The sequence below is a fragment of the Streptomyces avermitilis MA-4680 = NBRC 14893 genome, from assembly GCF_000009765.2.
Lineage (GTDB): Bacteria > Actinomycetota > Actinomycetes > Streptomycetales > Streptomycetaceae > Streptomyces > Streptomyces avermitilis.
The window spans coordinates 1,719,194-1,733,803 of record NC_003155.5; the positions used below are offsets into that span (position 1 = coordinate 1,719,194).

Consider the following 14,610-nt stretch of genomic DNA (forward strand, 5'->3'; position numbering starts at 1 on the left):
GGCGGCCTGTGTAATCGGCGCACCACCCACCCGCCGACTCGCAGGGAGCCGCTATGAAAGCCGTGCAGGTCATCGAGTACGACGAGCCGCCCGCGCTCGTGGACGTACCGGACCCGCAGATCACCGGCCCGCTGGATGTGATCGTGAAGATCGGGGGCGCCGGAGTCTGCCGGACCGATCTGCACATCCTCGAAGGACAGTGGAAGGACAAGAGCGGGGTCGCCCTTCCGTACACGATCGGTCATGAGAACGCCGGCTGGGTCGCCGAGGTCGGGCAGGCCGTGACCCACGTCAAGGTCGGTGACCCGGTCATCCTGCACCCGCTGGTGACCTGCGGTCTGTGCCGCGCCTGCCGGGCCGGCGACGACGTGCACTGCATGAACTCGGCATTCCCCGGCATCGACACCGCCGGGGGCTACGCCGAGTACCTGAAGACCAACGCCCGCTCCATCGTGCCCCTCGCCCCGTCCCTGGAGCCGGCCTCGGTGGCGGCCCTGGCCGACGCCGGGCTCACGGCGTACCACGCCGTCGCCAAGGCGGCGCGGGTGCTGCGGCCCGGTGACAAGGCCGTGGTCATCGGCGCCGGCGGACTCGGGCACATCGGGATTCAGGTGCTGCGGGCCCTGTCGCCGGTCGAGATGATCGTCATCGACCGCAGCCCGGAGGCCCTCGCGCTGGCCAAGGAACTGGGCGCCGACCACACGCTCGTCGCGGACGGAAGCGAGGCCGAACGCGTACGGGACCTCACCGCGGGGCACGGGGCGGAGGCCGTCCTGGACTTCGTCGGCGAAGGGGGCGCCGTCGAGACGGGAGTGGCCTGCCTGCGCCGCAACGGCAATTACCACGTCATCGGTTACGGCGGCCGTCTGAACGTGCCGACGATCGACGTCATCTCCACGGAGATCAACTTCATCGGCAACCTCGTCGGGTCCTACAACGACCTCTCCGAGCTGATGGTCCTGGCGGCCCAGGGCAAGGTCACCCTGCACACCCAGCGCTACCCCCTCGCCTCCTTCCGGCAGGCCCTCGACGACCTGGACACCGGGGCCGTACGCGGCCGAGCGATCTTGATCCCCTGACACGTCCAAGGAGCACTTCCATGCGTACGAGACCCTACAAGCGGTTCGCCGCCGTCGCGGCCGTCGCGGCGCTGACCGCCACCGCGTGCACCGCCCCGGACCAGGCACAGGAAGGGCCGAAGGACAAGGCCCCGCTCTTCAAGCTCGGCTCGCAGATCAGCTACGAGAAGTACGGCAAGGACTACCCGGACACCAAGGTGGAGGACGTCCCGGGGCCGTGCAGCTATGAGGCGATCAGCCGGAAGGACTACTCCGGGCAGACGCTGAAGATCATCAGCCATGCCGTGCCGGTAATCGGCGAGCCGACTCAGCTGCACGCCAAGCAGTTCGAGGAGATCACCGGGGCGAAGGTCGAGGTGGTCAACGTCCCCTTCGGTGAGCTGCACCAGAAGATCCTCACGCCCCTTCAGGCGGGCCAGCCCGCCTACGACGTGATGTTCTACCCCTCGCTGTGGATAGGCGACCTGGCCCCGTACCTCGCGCCGGTGCCGAAGAAGTATCTGAACACTCCCGGCATGAAGGACGTCACGGGTACCTATATGGACGTGGCGACTTGGAACAGGAAGGTCGTGCAGTACCCCATGGACGGGGACCGGCACTACCTCAAGGTCCGCACCGACGTGCTGAACGACCCCAAGCAGCAGGCGGCCTACAAGGCGGCCACGGGCAAAGAGCTGAGAGTTCCGAAGACCTGGGACGAATACCAGGACGTCGCCAAGTTCTTCAGCGGCAAGGACTTCGACGGCGACGGCAAGCGCAACTACGGCAGCGCCGAGGTGACCAAGCGCGACGATCTGACGTTCTCCGCCTTCATCAGCCGGGCGGCGCCGTATGTGAAGAACCCGGACGTCAAGGGCGGTGTCTTCTTCGACCTCGAGACCATGAAGCCGCTGATCAACACGCCCGGCTTCGTCCGCGCCCTGGACGACATGGTGAAGGCCAAGTCGACCTGGGCACCCGGTGGCGCCAACTTCGGCCTGGGAGACGAGATCTTCTCCTTCGGCGGCGGCCAGACGCTGATGTCGTACTCGTGGGACGACGCCTTCATCCAGGCCCAGCAGCCCGACAGCAGGATCCGTAACAAGGTGCAGGCGGCGCCACTGCCCGGGTCCAGCGAGGTCTACAACCGCACCACCAAGTCGTGGGACACGAAGGCGAACCAGGCTCCCTACTTCACCTGGGGCTGGACTTCGGCGGTGGCCAAGGCCTCACGCCACCAGCAGATGGCGTTCGACTACCTGTGCTTCTTCAGCAACGAGGCCAACACCGCCCTCGACCTGACCATCGGCCGGTTCGGCGTCAACCCCTACCGCTACTCCCACTTCGACCCGAGCTTCTGGGAGAGGCTGGGCTGGGACCCGAAGGTCGCCAAGTCGTACGTGAAGACGCTCTCCGGTATGGAGGAGAGCCGCAACCGCGTCTTCGACCTGCGCGTTCCCGGTGTCAACCAGTACATGTCCGCGCTGGCCAACGGCGTCGCCGCGGCGCTGGCGGGCCAGGACTCCCCGCAGGACGCGCTGGACGGCGTGGCCGGGGAATGGTCCAAGATCACCGGTCAGATCGGCAAGGACAAGGTCCAGAGCGCCTATCGCAACGTGGTCGCGCTCGAGGACAACTCCTGATCCGACCGCAGGACGCCCCGGGTGGCCGGACCGGACCGGCCGGCCACCCGGGGGCGCCCGCCCCCTTCCGCAAGGAGAACCATGGACGGCCTGCGCCGGCACAAGAGCATGTTCCTGCTGCCGGGACTGCTCACACTCTTTCTGATCATCATTTTCCCGCTTCTGTTCACCATCCGGGTCAGCTTCTCCGGCTGGAACGTCAGCAACCCTCAGATGGACTTCATCGGAGGCGCCAACTACACCGCGATGCTGCACGACAGCCGTTTCTGGGCCTCCATCACCCGGCTGATCCTGCTGGCGGGCGGCACGGTCCTGATCCAGTACGTCATCGGATTCGGTATGGCCCTGCTGGTCTGGCGCGAGGCGCGCGGCCGCAGATTCTGGCGGGTGCTCTTTCTCGTCCCCATGATGACCACGCCCGTGGTGATGGCCGCCATCTGGCAGACGATCTTCCATGAGTCACTGGGGCCGGCGAACGATCTGCTGGGGATGCTGGGCCTGACGAACATTCCCTGGCTCACCGAGTCGGGTCCGGCGCTGGTCGCGCTGATGACCGTCGAGGTCTGGCAGTGGACCCCCTTCATGTTCCTGTTGCTGCTGGCCGGTCTGCTCAGCCTTCCCAAGGAACCGTTCATGGCCGCCGCGATCGACGGCGCCGGCACCTGGCGCACCTTCTGGAAGGTGACCTTCCCGCTGATGGCACCGGTCTCGGTCGCGGCGATCGTCATCCGGCTGATCGAGGCGTCCAAGCTCTCCGACAGCGTCTACGTACTGACGTCCGGCGGGCCGGGATCCTCCACGGAGACCCCGGGTTACTACCTCTACATCCAGGGGCTCCGCGATCAGCAGACCGGCTACGGCGGGGCGATGTCCCTGACCTACCTCGTCCTGATGATCGTCACGCTCACGGTCGTCGCCGCCCTGCTCACCAGGGCCTTCAAGCTGAAGGGGGACTCATGAGGTCGCGCCTTTATCCCGTGTTCAAGTACACCGTGATCGCGCTGTGGGCCTGCTTCGTCGCGGGACCGTTCCTCTGGGCCATGACGACCAGCTTCAAGAACGCCAACGCCGTCCAGGGCGGTCCCACCTACATCCCCTGGGTGCAGTACAAGCCCACCCTGACCGGCTGGCACAACATCTTCGGCGGGGCCGGCGGTATCGATGTGGTCCAGCCCTTCGTCAACAGCGCCGTCATCACCATCGCCGCGTCCGCCATCAGCCTGGCCCTGGGGTCCCTGGCCGCCTACGCGCTGTCCCGGTACCGGTTCAAGCTGGGTTTCATCAAGAACAGCGACATCGTCTTCTTCTTCGTCTCCCAACGGATCATGCCGCCCGTCGTCCTGGTGATCCCCTTCTTCTACCTCCTTCAGTGGGGCGGCCTCCTGGACAGCATCCCGGGCCTGGTCATCGTGACGGTCGCGCTGCTGCTGCCGATCGCGGTGTGGGTGATGGTGGACTTCTTCAACGGCATCCCCCGGGAGATCGACGAGATGGCGATGCTGGACGGCTGCCCCCCGTTCCAGACCTTCGTGCGGGCGATCCTGCCGAACTCCCTGCCCGGGCTGACCGTGGCGGCGATGTTCTGCGCCGTGTTCGGCTGGAACGACTTCTTCTTCGCCTTCCGGCTGACCTTCACCGAGGTCCAGACGCTGCCCCAGGCGGTCGTCGCCCTCAACTCCTCCATTCCACCGTGGTGGACGCTGTCCGCCGCCGCGCTCTTCGGCGTGGCACCGCTGATCCTGCTCGCCCTCTGGGTGGAGCGTCTGCTGTCCAAGGGCAACCTGTCGGGAGCCGTCCGATGAACCTGCATGCCACTGATCTGTGCCTGACCGTCGACGGCGTCGACCACCTCAAGAACGTGACCGCCACCTTCCGGCCGGGCCGGCTCCACACCGTCATCGGCCGGACGATGGCCGGGAAGACGACGCTGCTGCGGGCCCTGGCCGGCCTGCAGAAAGTGGACTCCGGCTCGCTGACCCGGGCGGGAGCCGACTTCCTCAAGACGCCGGTGTGGCGGCGCGACACCGCCATGGTCTACCAGCAGTTCATCAACTACCCGCATCTCAACGTGTTCGACAACGTGGCCTTCCCGCTGAAGCGGGCCGGGCTGTCACGGGACGTGATCCGGCGACGGGCCCGGCAGAGCCTGGCGAGCGTGGGACTCGCGGACTTCGAGAAGCGCAAGCCCTCCCAGCTCTCCGGCGGCCAGCAGCAGCGCGTCGCGATGGCTCGCGCCCTGGCCCGCGATACCGGCATCCTCCTGCTCGACGAGCCACTGGCGAACCTGGACTACAAGTTGCGCGAACAACTCCGCGACGAGTTCAAGGCCCTCTTCTCGGACCAGGGCGACACGATCGTCATCTACACGACCACCGAACCCGCCGAGGCGATGATGCTCGGGGACGTGGTCCTGGTCATGCACGAGGGGCGGATCCTCCAGACCGGCACCCCGCAGGAGGTCTTCGAACGCCCGGCGACCACCACGGTGGCGTCCATCATCAACGACCCGCCCATGAACATCTTCGCGGGCCGGATCGAGGGCGGTCAGGTCACGGTGGCCGGCTTCCAGGCCACGCACATCTCCGCGCACCTGGCCGACCTGCCCGACGGTACGTACCAGTTCGGACTGCGCGCCACCGACGTCGGCCTGGCTTCCAGCGGGGTCGAGGGCGAGGTCACCTTCGTCGAGATCTCCGGCTCCGAGACCTTCGTCCATGTGGTCGTCGGCGAGACCCCCTTCGTCGTACAGATCGAGGGCATCCACGACGTCGCCCTCGGCGACCTGGTCAGACTTCGGCTCCGTCCCGACCGGCTGTTCGCCTTCGACGAGCAGGGGACGCTCGTGCGAACACCTTCATACGATCTCGCTTCAGTGGAAGGGCGCTGACATGGCGCAGTTGGACATCGTCGACGTCGGGCACGCGTACGCGCCGGGTGCCGAGGAGGAGCAGTGGGCTCTCAAACCGCTGAGGCTGACCTTCGAGTCCGGCAAGACCTATGCGCTGGTCGGACCCTCGGGCTGCGGCAAGACGACGCTGCTGAACATCCTGTCCGGCCTGGTCAGACCATCCCGGGGACAGGTGCTGTTCGACGGCGTCGACGTCACCGCCCTGCCCACGAAGGCGCGCAACATCGCCCAGGTCTTCCAGTTCCCCGTCATCTACAAGTCGATGACGGTCTACGAGAACCTCGCCTTCCCGCTGGAATGCCGGCGCTGGGACAAGGCGAGGATCGACGCCAAGGTCCGGCAGGTCGCCGAGGCCCTGGACCTGCACGACCGGCTGAGGCAGCCCGCTCGCGGGCTCACCGCCGACGACAAACAGCTGATCTCACTCGGCCGCGGCCTGGTCCGTGACGACGTGGCGGCCGTCCTGATGGACGAGCCGCTCACCGTGATCGACCCGCAGCTGAAGCACTCGCTGCGGCGCAAGATCCGAGAGATCACCGAGCAGTTCCGGCCCACGGTGATCTACGTGACGCACGACCAGTACGAGGCGATGAGCTTCGCGCAGGAAGTGCTCGTCATGAAGGACGGCCGCGCCGTACAGCAAGGCACCCCCGAGCAGCTCTTCGAGGCGCCCTCCTCCACCTACGTCGGCTACTTCATCGGCTCACCGGCGATGAACTTCCTGACCGTGGACCGGAACGAGAGGCCCTTCGCACTGGGCGGCCGGACGCTGTCCGTTGCCTGGGACATCCCCCAGGGCACGACCGACGTCCAGGTCGGCGTCCGGCCCGAACACGTCAAGGTCGTCACCGACCCCGGCCCCAACACCTTCCCCGGCCGGCTGCGGAGCGTCAGCGACCACGGCGCGCAGCGCGTGCTCGAGGTCGAGGTCGCCGGGCAACTCGTCAGGGCCAAGACTCCGCGGGAGGAGGGAGTTCCCCTCGGCGAGGCGGTCCTCGTACACCTGCCGCGCGCCAAGGTCCTTCCGTACGCGGACGGTCAGTTGGTACTCCGGTCGTAACGATCCGCCCCACCTACCCGCCCCACCTACCCGCCCCACCTACCCGTCCCACCTACCCGTCCCACCGCGGCGGGCCCCCACCAGGGGCCCGCCGCGGCGCGTGACGCGCCGCGGCCGTGCGGCGGAACGCCGACGCGTGGGGTGCACGCGACGCTTGGCTGATGCACCTGGATGTGCTGCGCCGACCATGTCCAGAGCGCTGGACGCGAAGTCTGGACCTGGGTTGTTCCGCTTCGTGCGGTAATCACCGAACTCCGGGCAGGGGCACGTCCACACCGGTACGGTGCCTACCAGATGGGGAGTGACGCACCTAACTCGTATGCAGTGGGGTGAAGGGTGCCATTGCGCTACTGGGGGACACATGTCGGAGATATCGACAGCAATCGACGCCCTGCTGCAAGCCCGGCTGCGGCAGTTACCCGAGGTGGAACGCGAAAGTGCGCGCTGGCACACGCTGGGCGAGCGCCTCGCCGAGTTGGCGGACGCACTCGCCGATCTGCGGGCGCACACCACCATGGACGCCGAACTGGTGGCGGCCCTGACCCTTCCTCAGCTGACGGAGACCCAGCTGTCCGTAGCGCAAGCAGCGGACTCATTCAGAGTGATCGCCTCCCGCTTCACCCGGGCAACGGTCAACATCGGTGTGAGCGGCGCGGCGCGCATGGGCAAGAGCACCCTGCTGCAGTCGATCTCAGGCCTCGACGACAACCAGATTCCGACCGGTCACGGCATCCCGGTCACCGCGGTCCGCAGCCGGATCTTCCACTCACCTGCGGTGCGGCGGGCCGAGTTGGAGATGCACAGCCCGGAGAGCTTCCTCGCGACGGTGATCTCCCCGCTGCACGCGGCGCTCGATCTCTCCCCCGTGCCGCGTACGGTCGCCGAATTCGGCCGCTGGGTCTATCCGGAAGTCCTGCCGGACACCCGGGACAGGGTGCTGCTGACCCGGCTGCGTGAACTGCAGAGTGCCCTGACGTCGTACGAGCCGCTACTGACCGGCGGTGTCAGAACGGTGCCGCTGGAGGAGGTGCGGCCGTTCGTGGCGTACCCGACCCATGAGGAGATCACCAAGGCGGGCGAGCGGGTGGGACGTGCCTATGCGGCGGTGCGCGAGGCCCGCATCGAGTGCGCCTTCCCGCATGAGCATGTGGCCAGGATCGGCATCGTGGACCTGCCGGGCCTCGGGGAGGTGGTCGCGGACGCCGACCGGCGGCATGTCGCGGGTCTGCGCAACGAGGTCGACGCGGTGCTGGTGGTCAAGCGTTCCTCCGACACCTCCTCGTACTTCGACGAGACGGACACCGCCGGACTCGGCCTTCTCGAGGAGGTACGGGGATTCGTGCGCAGCACCGGGGAATTCACCTACTTGGTGCACAACGCCGATCCGGACAAGCCCCACCTCGCGGAGAACCTCCGCGGCGATCTGCTGCGCAATGTCAACGGGGGCGAACCGGACCGCTTCTTCACCGTCTTCGAGACCGACGTACGCGACCCGGAGCGGGTCGGCCGGGAGGTGCTCGGTCCCCTGTTGAAACGGATGGCGGAGGGGCTGCCCGTCATGGACGCCGAGGTGCTCGCCGGCATCCGCACCCAGGCCTCATCCGTACGGGACCGTGTCCGCCTGCAGCTCACCGATCTGCGTCTGGCGCTGGACCAGGTGGCACAGCGGGCTGGAGTTCCGGAGGAAGTCAACGACGCCAAGGCCGCGCAGTTGCGCAGCGCTGTCGCCAGGCGGTTGCGCGGGCTGGTCGCCGAACTGGCCGCGGAGGCGCACGGCTCGATGGTAGGTCCGGGCTTCGGCGAAGCGCTTGAGAAGGCATACGAGGGCGTACTCGAGTGGATCCAGGACGGCTTCGGCAAGGGCACGGACGCCTGGCGGGAGGAGGCGCTGACCTGCATGATCACCGAAGGCCACTCGGCGGCGTTCGCGGGGCCGGAATTCAGCAGGGTCCGGGTCGAGATCAGCCGCCGCTTCGCGGCCCTGGACGACTTCTTCACGGCACGCCTCAACGCCGCCTGGAACCGTACTGCCGCGATGCTCGCCGCCGAGTGCGGAGCGCTTTTCCAGCGTAATGACAGCAGGCAGGCGGACAGTGTCTCCAGCTCCGACGACGCCACTGCCACACCCTCCGCCCACCCCGGACGCGATGTCCTCGCCGAGCTGGCCGAACTGTTCGCCCGTTCCTCCCAGCCGTGCCCGGGTCTTGCCTCCGCGGTCGACAGTCTGCTGGACGTACGGCTGGAGTACCGCACCCTGCTCTACCCCCGGGTACGCCCCGAGCTCGCCCCGCTGAACCTCCAGGTCACTCACCCGAACACGGGCGAGCAGATGCAGCAGGTGGCGGTTCCCCTGACCGCAGAGGGGGCCGAGCATCTCCACGAGCTGTTCAACAGCCTTGCCGAGCAGGCGGCGTTCCGGATCAAGCAGTCGCTGTCCCAGGAAGCCGCGGTGCCTGCGGCTGTCATCCACGCGCTGGTGGAGCAGTTCGAGGACACCCTGATCCGGTCCGGCACGTCGGTCATGGAATTCCGGCGGTTCGTCCGTTCGTACCGCAACGACCTGTGGCCGGCGGAGTTCAAGGGGATCGACGAGGCCAACAGCCGCTTCGCCCGCGTCCTCCGCGTTGTACAGGACATCTCCGACGTACTCGATGAGGAGCAGCCGTGACGGACGAACACTCGGTCTTCGAGTACAAGATCGGCTTGCTGGCCCCCAGCCGCGTGGGCAAGAGCACGCTGATCGCCGGCCTGCTCACCGAGGGCCAACAGCAGCTGGCACAGGACTCCTCGGTACACCTGCTCACCGCGGACCGGCCCACCAAGAACCGGCTGGCCGCCACCTACAACCTGGTCTCCGGAGCGCTCAAGGCCCGGATGTTCGAGCCGGGCCTCGTGCCCAGTACCAGCGATCCTTCCTGGTTCCGGCTGCTGCTGGAAGCACGGGGGCAAGACCTGCAGATCCGGTTCGACATCCTCGACTACCCGGGTGCGTGGCTGGAAGGAGCCGGCGAAGGCACCGAGGACGAGCAGAAATGGAACGAATGCGAGGCGTTCCTCGCCGACAGCTCCGTGCTCATCCTCCCGATCGATTCGGTGCTGCTCATGGACTCCGGTGACGACCACGCGCATCTGCTCGCCTCTCACCTCTCCGTATTCCAGATCAACCAGGCCGTACTCAGATGGGCGAAGAACCGGCGGGAGCTGTCCGGTGAGCCCGCGATGATCGTGTTCTGCCCGGTCAAGTGCGAGACGTACCTGTCGGACAGCGGCAGTCTCCAGGATCACGCGGGTACGTTGCGGGGCAAGGTGGTCGACCAGTTCAGCGATGTACTCAAGACGGTCCGGGACGCGGCCCCGCACGCGGCGGTCCGCTACCTCCCGATCGATACCTTCGGCTGTGTAGAGCTCGTCTCGGCCCGCTGGATCCATGCCCAGGGATCTCCCGGCGGCGAGATGCTCGTGCCCAAGTACCGGGTCCGGCCACCCGGCCAGATCGTCCGGAAGGGACTGGACGACCTCCTCACCCTGCTCTGCCGGCAACTGGTCGACACCGCGCGGGCGCAGAGCGAGCGGACGACAGCCGCGAAGCAGACGGCGGCCCTGAATTCCCGAAACCACGCGGAGTTGAGGGAGGGCTTCTTCCGCGACCTGTGGCTGAACTTCAACGGCGAACGCAACCGTCGCAGGCACACAGCCGCCACCGACGAGAGGCTGTTCGCCATGTCGCAGCGGACCACTCAGTCGCTCTTCGACGTGCTCACCGCCCTGGCCGGGCGGGAGAGCGGGCCCCGTCTGCACCACCTGAGCTGACCGCCGAAGGGACTACCGTGCACGTTTATCTTCGTACCCGGGGTGTGCCGCGCAAACTGGACTACGGCTTCCTCGGCGCCGCACCAGGAAGCCGCTGGTGGGACACATACTCGGAGCTCACCGCCACCGAGCGTCCCTGCTTGCTCGCCGTCACGTCGAAGGGCCGCTGGCGGGTACTGATCAGCGGGGTGCCCTCCACCCGAACCGACTCCGTGGGCACCCTTGTCTACTACACCCTGGTCCTCGACGGCTCTCCTTCTCCGGCCGGAACGGTGGGGCCCCGGCAGGACCGGCCCACGGTGTTGGCGCTCGCGTCACGTTGGCTGGACGACATCGCCCGTCACCCGGAGGGCCGCGGGGTGCTGTCCGAGCTCCTGGACGGTCTGTGTTCCAGCGCGGAGGTGGATCGGCTGCTGGCCGCCCGCCACTCGGAGCTCACCACCGAGCGCGCGGAGCTCACCGCCCGGCTCGCCACCGCGCTGGCATCCCTGAGCCCCGCCCCATCCCTGAACCCCGCCCCGTCCGTCCCGTCCGCGCAGGACAGCGGCGCCCCTTCTCCCGTCCTGCTCACGGAGCGCTGGATCGCCGGACGGACAGCACCGGGCGCCGACGCGGCCTTCCTGGCCCGACTGTCCTCGCTGCTGTCCGGGGAGGACGGGCAGGCGCACCTGCTCAACCTGGTCTCGTCCGCCGAAGACATCACCACACTGCCTCAGAAGCCAGGGCTGCTGGCCGTACTCATTGAGGGCGGCATGGTCGGCGACCCCGCGATGCCGGCCGAGGCGCTTCCGAAGCTGCCTTCGGAGGTCGTCGCCAGTGCCCCAAAAGCACGGTGGCGGGCGGCAATGGTTCCCACAGTGCTGACCGCCTTGATCCTGCTGTTGGTGGCCCTGGTGCTGGTCGCCGGCAACTGGACCTGACCAAGCCGTTTCTGAGCCAGGGCAAGATCCGCTTCCGCAGCCCGGAAAAGCGCCAGGTGCAGGTCTCGGTCGAACTCCGGGCACCGAGACGGCGTCTGACGTTCTTTTCCGCGGCCACCTATCAAAAAGAGTGGCTGGAGCCCGATTCCCTGCTGGCCTTCCGCTGTGAATTCGTCGCGGACGAAGCGCGGACCGGGCACCCCGTGCGGGCCCTCCTTCTCGCGCGGCTGGCCGTCGGCCGAGCCCGAGTATTCAATTACGAAACGGCCCGCTACGAATTCGGCCGGGTAGAGGACCTCGACTTCGCCGTATCTTTGGATGGTGAGACGGTGTACGAGGCATACGGTGCCCGGCCGATGGAGGAGGACAGGGGGCTGACTTTCAAGGACGAGACCGGTTACTGGACCACGATCCGCCCGATAACGTCCGCCCTGAAGCAGGCAGTGCGCGATGAGAATCCGTGACAGCATGTCAGCCCGCCGAACAGGGCTCATCGTCCAGAGCCGCGCGGGCGGAACCGGTGAAGTCTTTCAACCGCGCCCTGGCTTCGAGCACGTGTGCAGCGTGCCTGTCTCTCCATGTGTCGGTCCCAGCTCCTCGCAGGCTGTCGGCGTGCCAGGAGAAGAGATCGGACAAGGCAATGCCGAGAGCCGTCGTCAGAGCGTCCGCGGACTCGACAACCGCCGTGGACCCCTCCACCGCCACAGTGGACGCGGCGCGGCGAGCCGCGCTCACCAGATTCTCGGCCGCCCTGATGCGCTCCATCGCCTCTTCGAGGTGCACGGGACCTGCGCCACTCAGCGCTGTCCAAGCCCCCCGCAAGCCTTCCTCGGCCGCCACCGCCTCGGTGATCAGTGCGCTGTACGCGGCCTGGCGAACTTCTCGGCGCCATCGGTGGTGCTCCAAGTAAGCCTGTGATCGCACCTGCCAGCGAGTCGACCACGCTGCCACAACCGCCGCGACCGTTGTCCCCGCGACGCCGACCGCCGAGCCCAGGATTGCCGCCACCCCTGCGTCCACCCGCCCAATTCTGAGGCCGCCGGGCCGAGCGCACCAGAGACGACTTCCCGATGGAGGTCGTCCGGGAAGCCGAGCGACAGGCACCTCTTCTTTTACGAGGGCGGGATCTCTGCCGCCCATGTGGCTGCCGTGTCGAGGTCCAGCCATGCTTCCCCGGTCAGATCGGTGGTGGCCCAGCGGGCAGCGGAGACGACCTCCTCAGAGGTACGGAAACCTGCGACCACGCAGGCCACGCTGGGGTCGCGCAGCGGAAACCGCAGGGCGGCGTGGGGAAGTGCGGTGCCGTGTCGACCGGACACCCCGGCAAGGAGCCGAGCACGACGCAGTGCCGATTCCGAGGCGGGGCCGTAGTCGAAGGTGGCGTCATTCGCGGGGTGAGGACGGCTGAGCAGACCGGAGTTGAACGGGGCGGCGGCCACCACCGCGACCCCACGTTCGGCGCACGCGTCCAGCAAGGGGCGAGCGGTGCGGTCGAGAAGGGTCCACCGCCCGGCCACCATCACTGCGTCGGCCTCCGCCTCCGCGACGACGCGCAGCAGCGGGGCGACCGCGTTCATGCCGACACCGACGGCACCGATGACACCTTGGTCGCGCAGAGCCGTCAACGCGGGCAGGGCATGGTCGAGGGCGGCGTCCAGATGATCGTCGGGATCATGGACGTAGACGATGTCCACATGGTCCAGGCGCAGGCGATTCAGGCTGCCTTCCAGACTTCGCAGTACACCGTCCCGTGAGTAGTCGGGGCGGCGGACCAGCGTGTCGGGTACGGCGAAGCCTCCTGCCGTCAGGTCGGATCCGGTGGGTGCCGGGTGGGGTTCCAGCAGTCGGCCGACCTTGGTGGAGATGGTGAACTCCGACCGTGGACGGTGGGCGAGGGCATCGCCGAGCCGCCGTTCGGACAGTCCGAGGCCGTAGTGCGGGGCGGTGTCGTAGTAGCGCACTCCCACGTCCCAGGCGGCCTTGAGGGTGGCCTGTGCCTGGCAGTCGTCGATCGGGCCGTAGAGATTGCCGAGGGGGGCGGCGCCGAACCCCAGCGTGCTGACACGGACGCTCGTACGACCGAGCGGGCGGGCCTTCACGAGGGGATTCCGTACCAGCGCGCGGCCGTTGTCCCGAAGACCGCTTCCCGTTCGTCGGCGCTGAGCTCCTCGGTGAGCGATTCGGCGACGGCCACCACTTCGTCGTACTCGGCGGCGAGCAGGCAGACCGGCCAGTCCGAACCGTACATGAGGCGGTCCGGTCCCATCGTCTCGAACAATACGTCCGCGTAGGGGCGCAGAGCCGCGGCCGGGTCCCCGCCGGTCCGGGTGACCAGGCCGGACAGCTTCACCGTCACATTCGGGCACTCGGCCAGATCCGTCAGCAGCGCGGTCCAGGAGACGAGGCCGTCCGGACTCACGACGGGATTGCCGGCGTGATCCAGCACGAACCGGACGTCGGGCAACTCGCGCACGGCCCGCACCGCGGAGGGCAGTTGGTCGGGGCGGACGAGAAGGTCGTAGACGAGACCCGCTGCCGCGACCGACGTGATGCCGCGGCGGACCTCGGGGCGCGCCGGCCACTGCGGGTCGGTCTCGTCCTGGATGCCGTGCCGGATACCGACGAGCGCGGATCCGCCGGGTTGCTCCCGCAGTTCCGCGAGGCGGTCGGCGATGCCGGGTTCGGTCAGGTCGGTCCAGCCCACGACCGCCCGCACCTGCGGGTCCGTGCACGTCAGGGCCAGCAGTTCCGGTGTCTCCTGCGGCACGGCGATGGTCTGTACGACGACGGTGGCGTCGATCGCGTTCCGTTCGAGAGCCGGCCTGAGTTCAGCGGCGGTGAAGGTCCGGCGCAGCGCGGGCACGTCGCTGGTCCACGGCTGATCGCGAACTGACAGATCCCACAGGTGGTGATGAGCATCGATACGCACGCTTCGGTCCTTGAGCGTCGAGAAGGACTGGCGAGGGAAAGGCGCACGCGCCCACTGCGAGGAGCGCGGCGCGGGAGCGCCCTCCTCGCGGCGGCCGGTGCGTGAGGTGCGGCCCGCGGACGGCTCGGGCGTACGTGAGGTCTCAGTCAAGGCCGGCGGCCGCCGCCGATTCCCACTTCCACGATGTCTCCTTCGTGCGGGTAGCGTTCATCGGTCAGCCAAGTAGCGGATCAGTCCGGCACCCCGAACATCGGAGGTGCGCTTGTCCCACTGGCCACGGTG

General features: G+C 67.8%; 13 protein-coding genes. 10 read left to right on the top strand and 3 right to left on the bottom strand.

Going from position 1 to position 14,610, the window contains the following annotated elements; genetic code table 11:
* Positions 1 to 53 precede the first annotated feature (53 nt).
* From SAVERM_RS07430 to SAVERM_RS07475, 10 genes are all read left to right on the top strand, one after another.
* Positions 54 to 1,079, top strand: coding sequence for an NAD(P)-dependent alcohol dehydrogenase (locus SAVERM_RS07430; RefSeq protein ID WP_010982831.1), 1,026 nt, complete (start codon positions 54 to 56; stop codon positions 1,077 to 1,079).
* 20 nt (positions 1,080 to 1,099) lie between these two features.
* On the top strand, positions 1,100 to 2,701 hold the full coding sequence (locus tag SAVERM_RS07435) for an extracellular solute-binding protein (protein WP_010982832.1): 1,602 nt from the start codon (positions 1,100 to 1,102) through the stop codon (positions 2,699 to 2,701).
* 81 nt (positions 2,702 to 2,782) lie between these two features.
* Entirely contained in the window at positions 2,783 to 3,661 is an 879-nt protein-coding gene (locus SAVERM_RS07440; protein ID WP_037646033.1) for a carbohydrate ABC transporter permease, read from the top strand.
* The gene (locus SAVERM_RS07445) at positions 3,658 to 4,503 is read left to right on the top strand and encodes a carbohydrate ABC transporter permease (RefSeq protein WP_010982834.1); all 846 of its coding nucleotides are present in this window, start codon (positions 3,658 to 3,660) and stop codon (positions 4,501 to 4,503) included. Before SAVERM_RS07440 ends, SAVERM_RS07445 begins: the two co-directional genes overlap by 4 nt.
* The gene (locus tag SAVERM_RS07450; protein WP_010982835.1) at positions 4,500 to 5,588 is read left to right on the top strand and encodes an ABC transporter ATP-binding protein; all 1,089 of its coding nucleotides are present in this window, start codon (positions 4,500 to 4,502) and stop codon (positions 5,586 to 5,588) included. Before SAVERM_RS07445 ends, SAVERM_RS07450 begins: the two co-directional genes overlap by 4 nt.
* Before the next feature lies 1 nt (position 5,589).
* Complete coding sequence (locus tag SAVERM_RS07455; protein ID WP_010982836.1) at positions 5,590 to 6,669, top strand: ABC transporter ATP-binding protein; 1,080 nt, start codon at positions 5,590 to 5,592, stop codon at positions 6,667 to 6,669.
* Between the two features lie 361 nt (positions 6,670 to 7,030).
* The gene (locus SAVERM_RS07460; RefSeq protein ID WP_037646032.1) at positions 7,031 to 9,337 is read left to right on the top strand and encodes a hypothetical protein; all 2,307 of its coding nucleotides are present in this window, start codon (positions 7,031 to 7,033) and stop codon (positions 9,335 to 9,337) included.
* On the top strand, positions 9,334 to 10,479 hold the full coding sequence (locus SAVERM_RS07465) for a hypothetical protein (RefSeq protein ID WP_010982838.1): 1,146 nt from the start codon (positions 9,334 to 9,336) through the stop codon (positions 10,477 to 10,479). Before SAVERM_RS07460 ends, SAVERM_RS07465 begins: the two co-directional genes overlap by 4 nt.
* A gap of 17 nt (positions 10,480 to 10,496) precedes the next feature.
* Complete coding sequence (locus SAVERM_RS07470) at positions 10,497 to 11,399, top strand: hypothetical protein (protein WP_010982839.1); 903 nt, start codon at positions 10,497 to 10,499, stop codon at positions 11,397 to 11,399.
* Positions 11,400 to 11,455: 56 nt separating this feature from the next.
* Positions 11,456 to 11,863: a hypothetical protein gene (locus SAVERM_RS07475; RefSeq protein ID WP_010982840.1), complete on the top strand. Its 408-nt coding sequence runs from the start codon at positions 11,456 to 11,458 to the stop codon at positions 11,861 to 11,863.
* A 7-nt stretch (positions 11,864 to 11,870) separates the two neighbouring features.
* Here the strand turns inward: SAVERM_RS07475 and SAVERM_RS07480 are convergent, their stop codons facing one another.
* The 3 genes from SAVERM_RS07480 to SAVERM_RS07490 all read right to left on the bottom strand — a co-directional run bounded on the left by SAVERM_RS07480 (position 11,871) and on the right by SAVERM_RS07490 (position 14,328).
* Complete coding sequence (locus SAVERM_RS07480) at positions 11,871 to 12,419, bottom strand: hypothetical protein (RefSeq protein WP_137865273.1); 549 nt, start codon at positions 12,417 to 12,419, stop codon at positions 11,871 to 11,873.
* Positions 12,420 to 12,511: 92 nt separating this feature from the next.
* The gene (locus SAVERM_RS07485) at positions 12,512 to 13,498 is read right to left on the bottom strand and encodes an aldo/keto reductase (RefSeq protein ID WP_010982842.1); all 987 of its coding nucleotides are present in this window, start codon (positions 13,496 to 13,498) and stop codon (positions 12,512 to 12,514) included.
* Positions 13,495 to 14,328, bottom strand: coding sequence for an amidohydrolase family protein (locus SAVERM_RS07490; protein WP_010982843.1), 834 nt, complete (start codon positions 14,326 to 14,328; stop codon positions 13,495 to 13,497). Before SAVERM_RS07490 ends, SAVERM_RS07485 begins: the two co-directional genes overlap by 4 nt.
* Between the last annotated feature and the right edge of the window lie 282 nt (positions 14,329 to 14,610).

Excerpts from the sequence above, each read along its gene's own strand:
- SAVERM_RS07445 (WP_010982834.1), top strand. The coding sequence starts at position 3,658 with ATGAGGTCGCGCCTTTATCCCGTGTTCAAGTACACCGTGATCGCGCTG.
- SAVERM_RS07430 (WP_010982831.1), top strand. The coding sequence starts at position 54 with ATGAAAGCCGTGCAGGTCATCGAGTACGACGAGCCGCCCGCGCTCGTG.
- SAVERM_RS07450 (WP_010982835.1), top strand. The coding sequence starts at position 4,500 with ATGAACCTGCATGCCACTGATCTGTGCCTGACCGTCGACGGCGTCGAC.
- SAVERM_RS07455 (WP_010982836.1), top strand. The coding sequence starts at position 5,590 with ATGGCGCAGTTGGACATCGTCGACGTCGGGCACGCGTACGCGCCGGGT.
- SAVERM_RS07440 (WP_037646033.1), top strand. The coding sequence starts at position 2,783 with ATGGACGGCCTGCGCCGGCACAAGAGCATGTTCCTGCTGCCGGGACTG.
- SAVERM_RS07460 (WP_037646032.1), top strand. The coding sequence starts at position 7,031 with ATGTCGGAGATATCGACAGCAATCGACGCCCTGCTGCAAGCCCGGCTG.
- SAVERM_RS07435 (WP_010982832.1), top strand. The coding sequence starts at position 1,100 with ATGCGTACGAGACCCTACAAGCGGTTCGCCGCCGTCGCGGCCGTCGCG.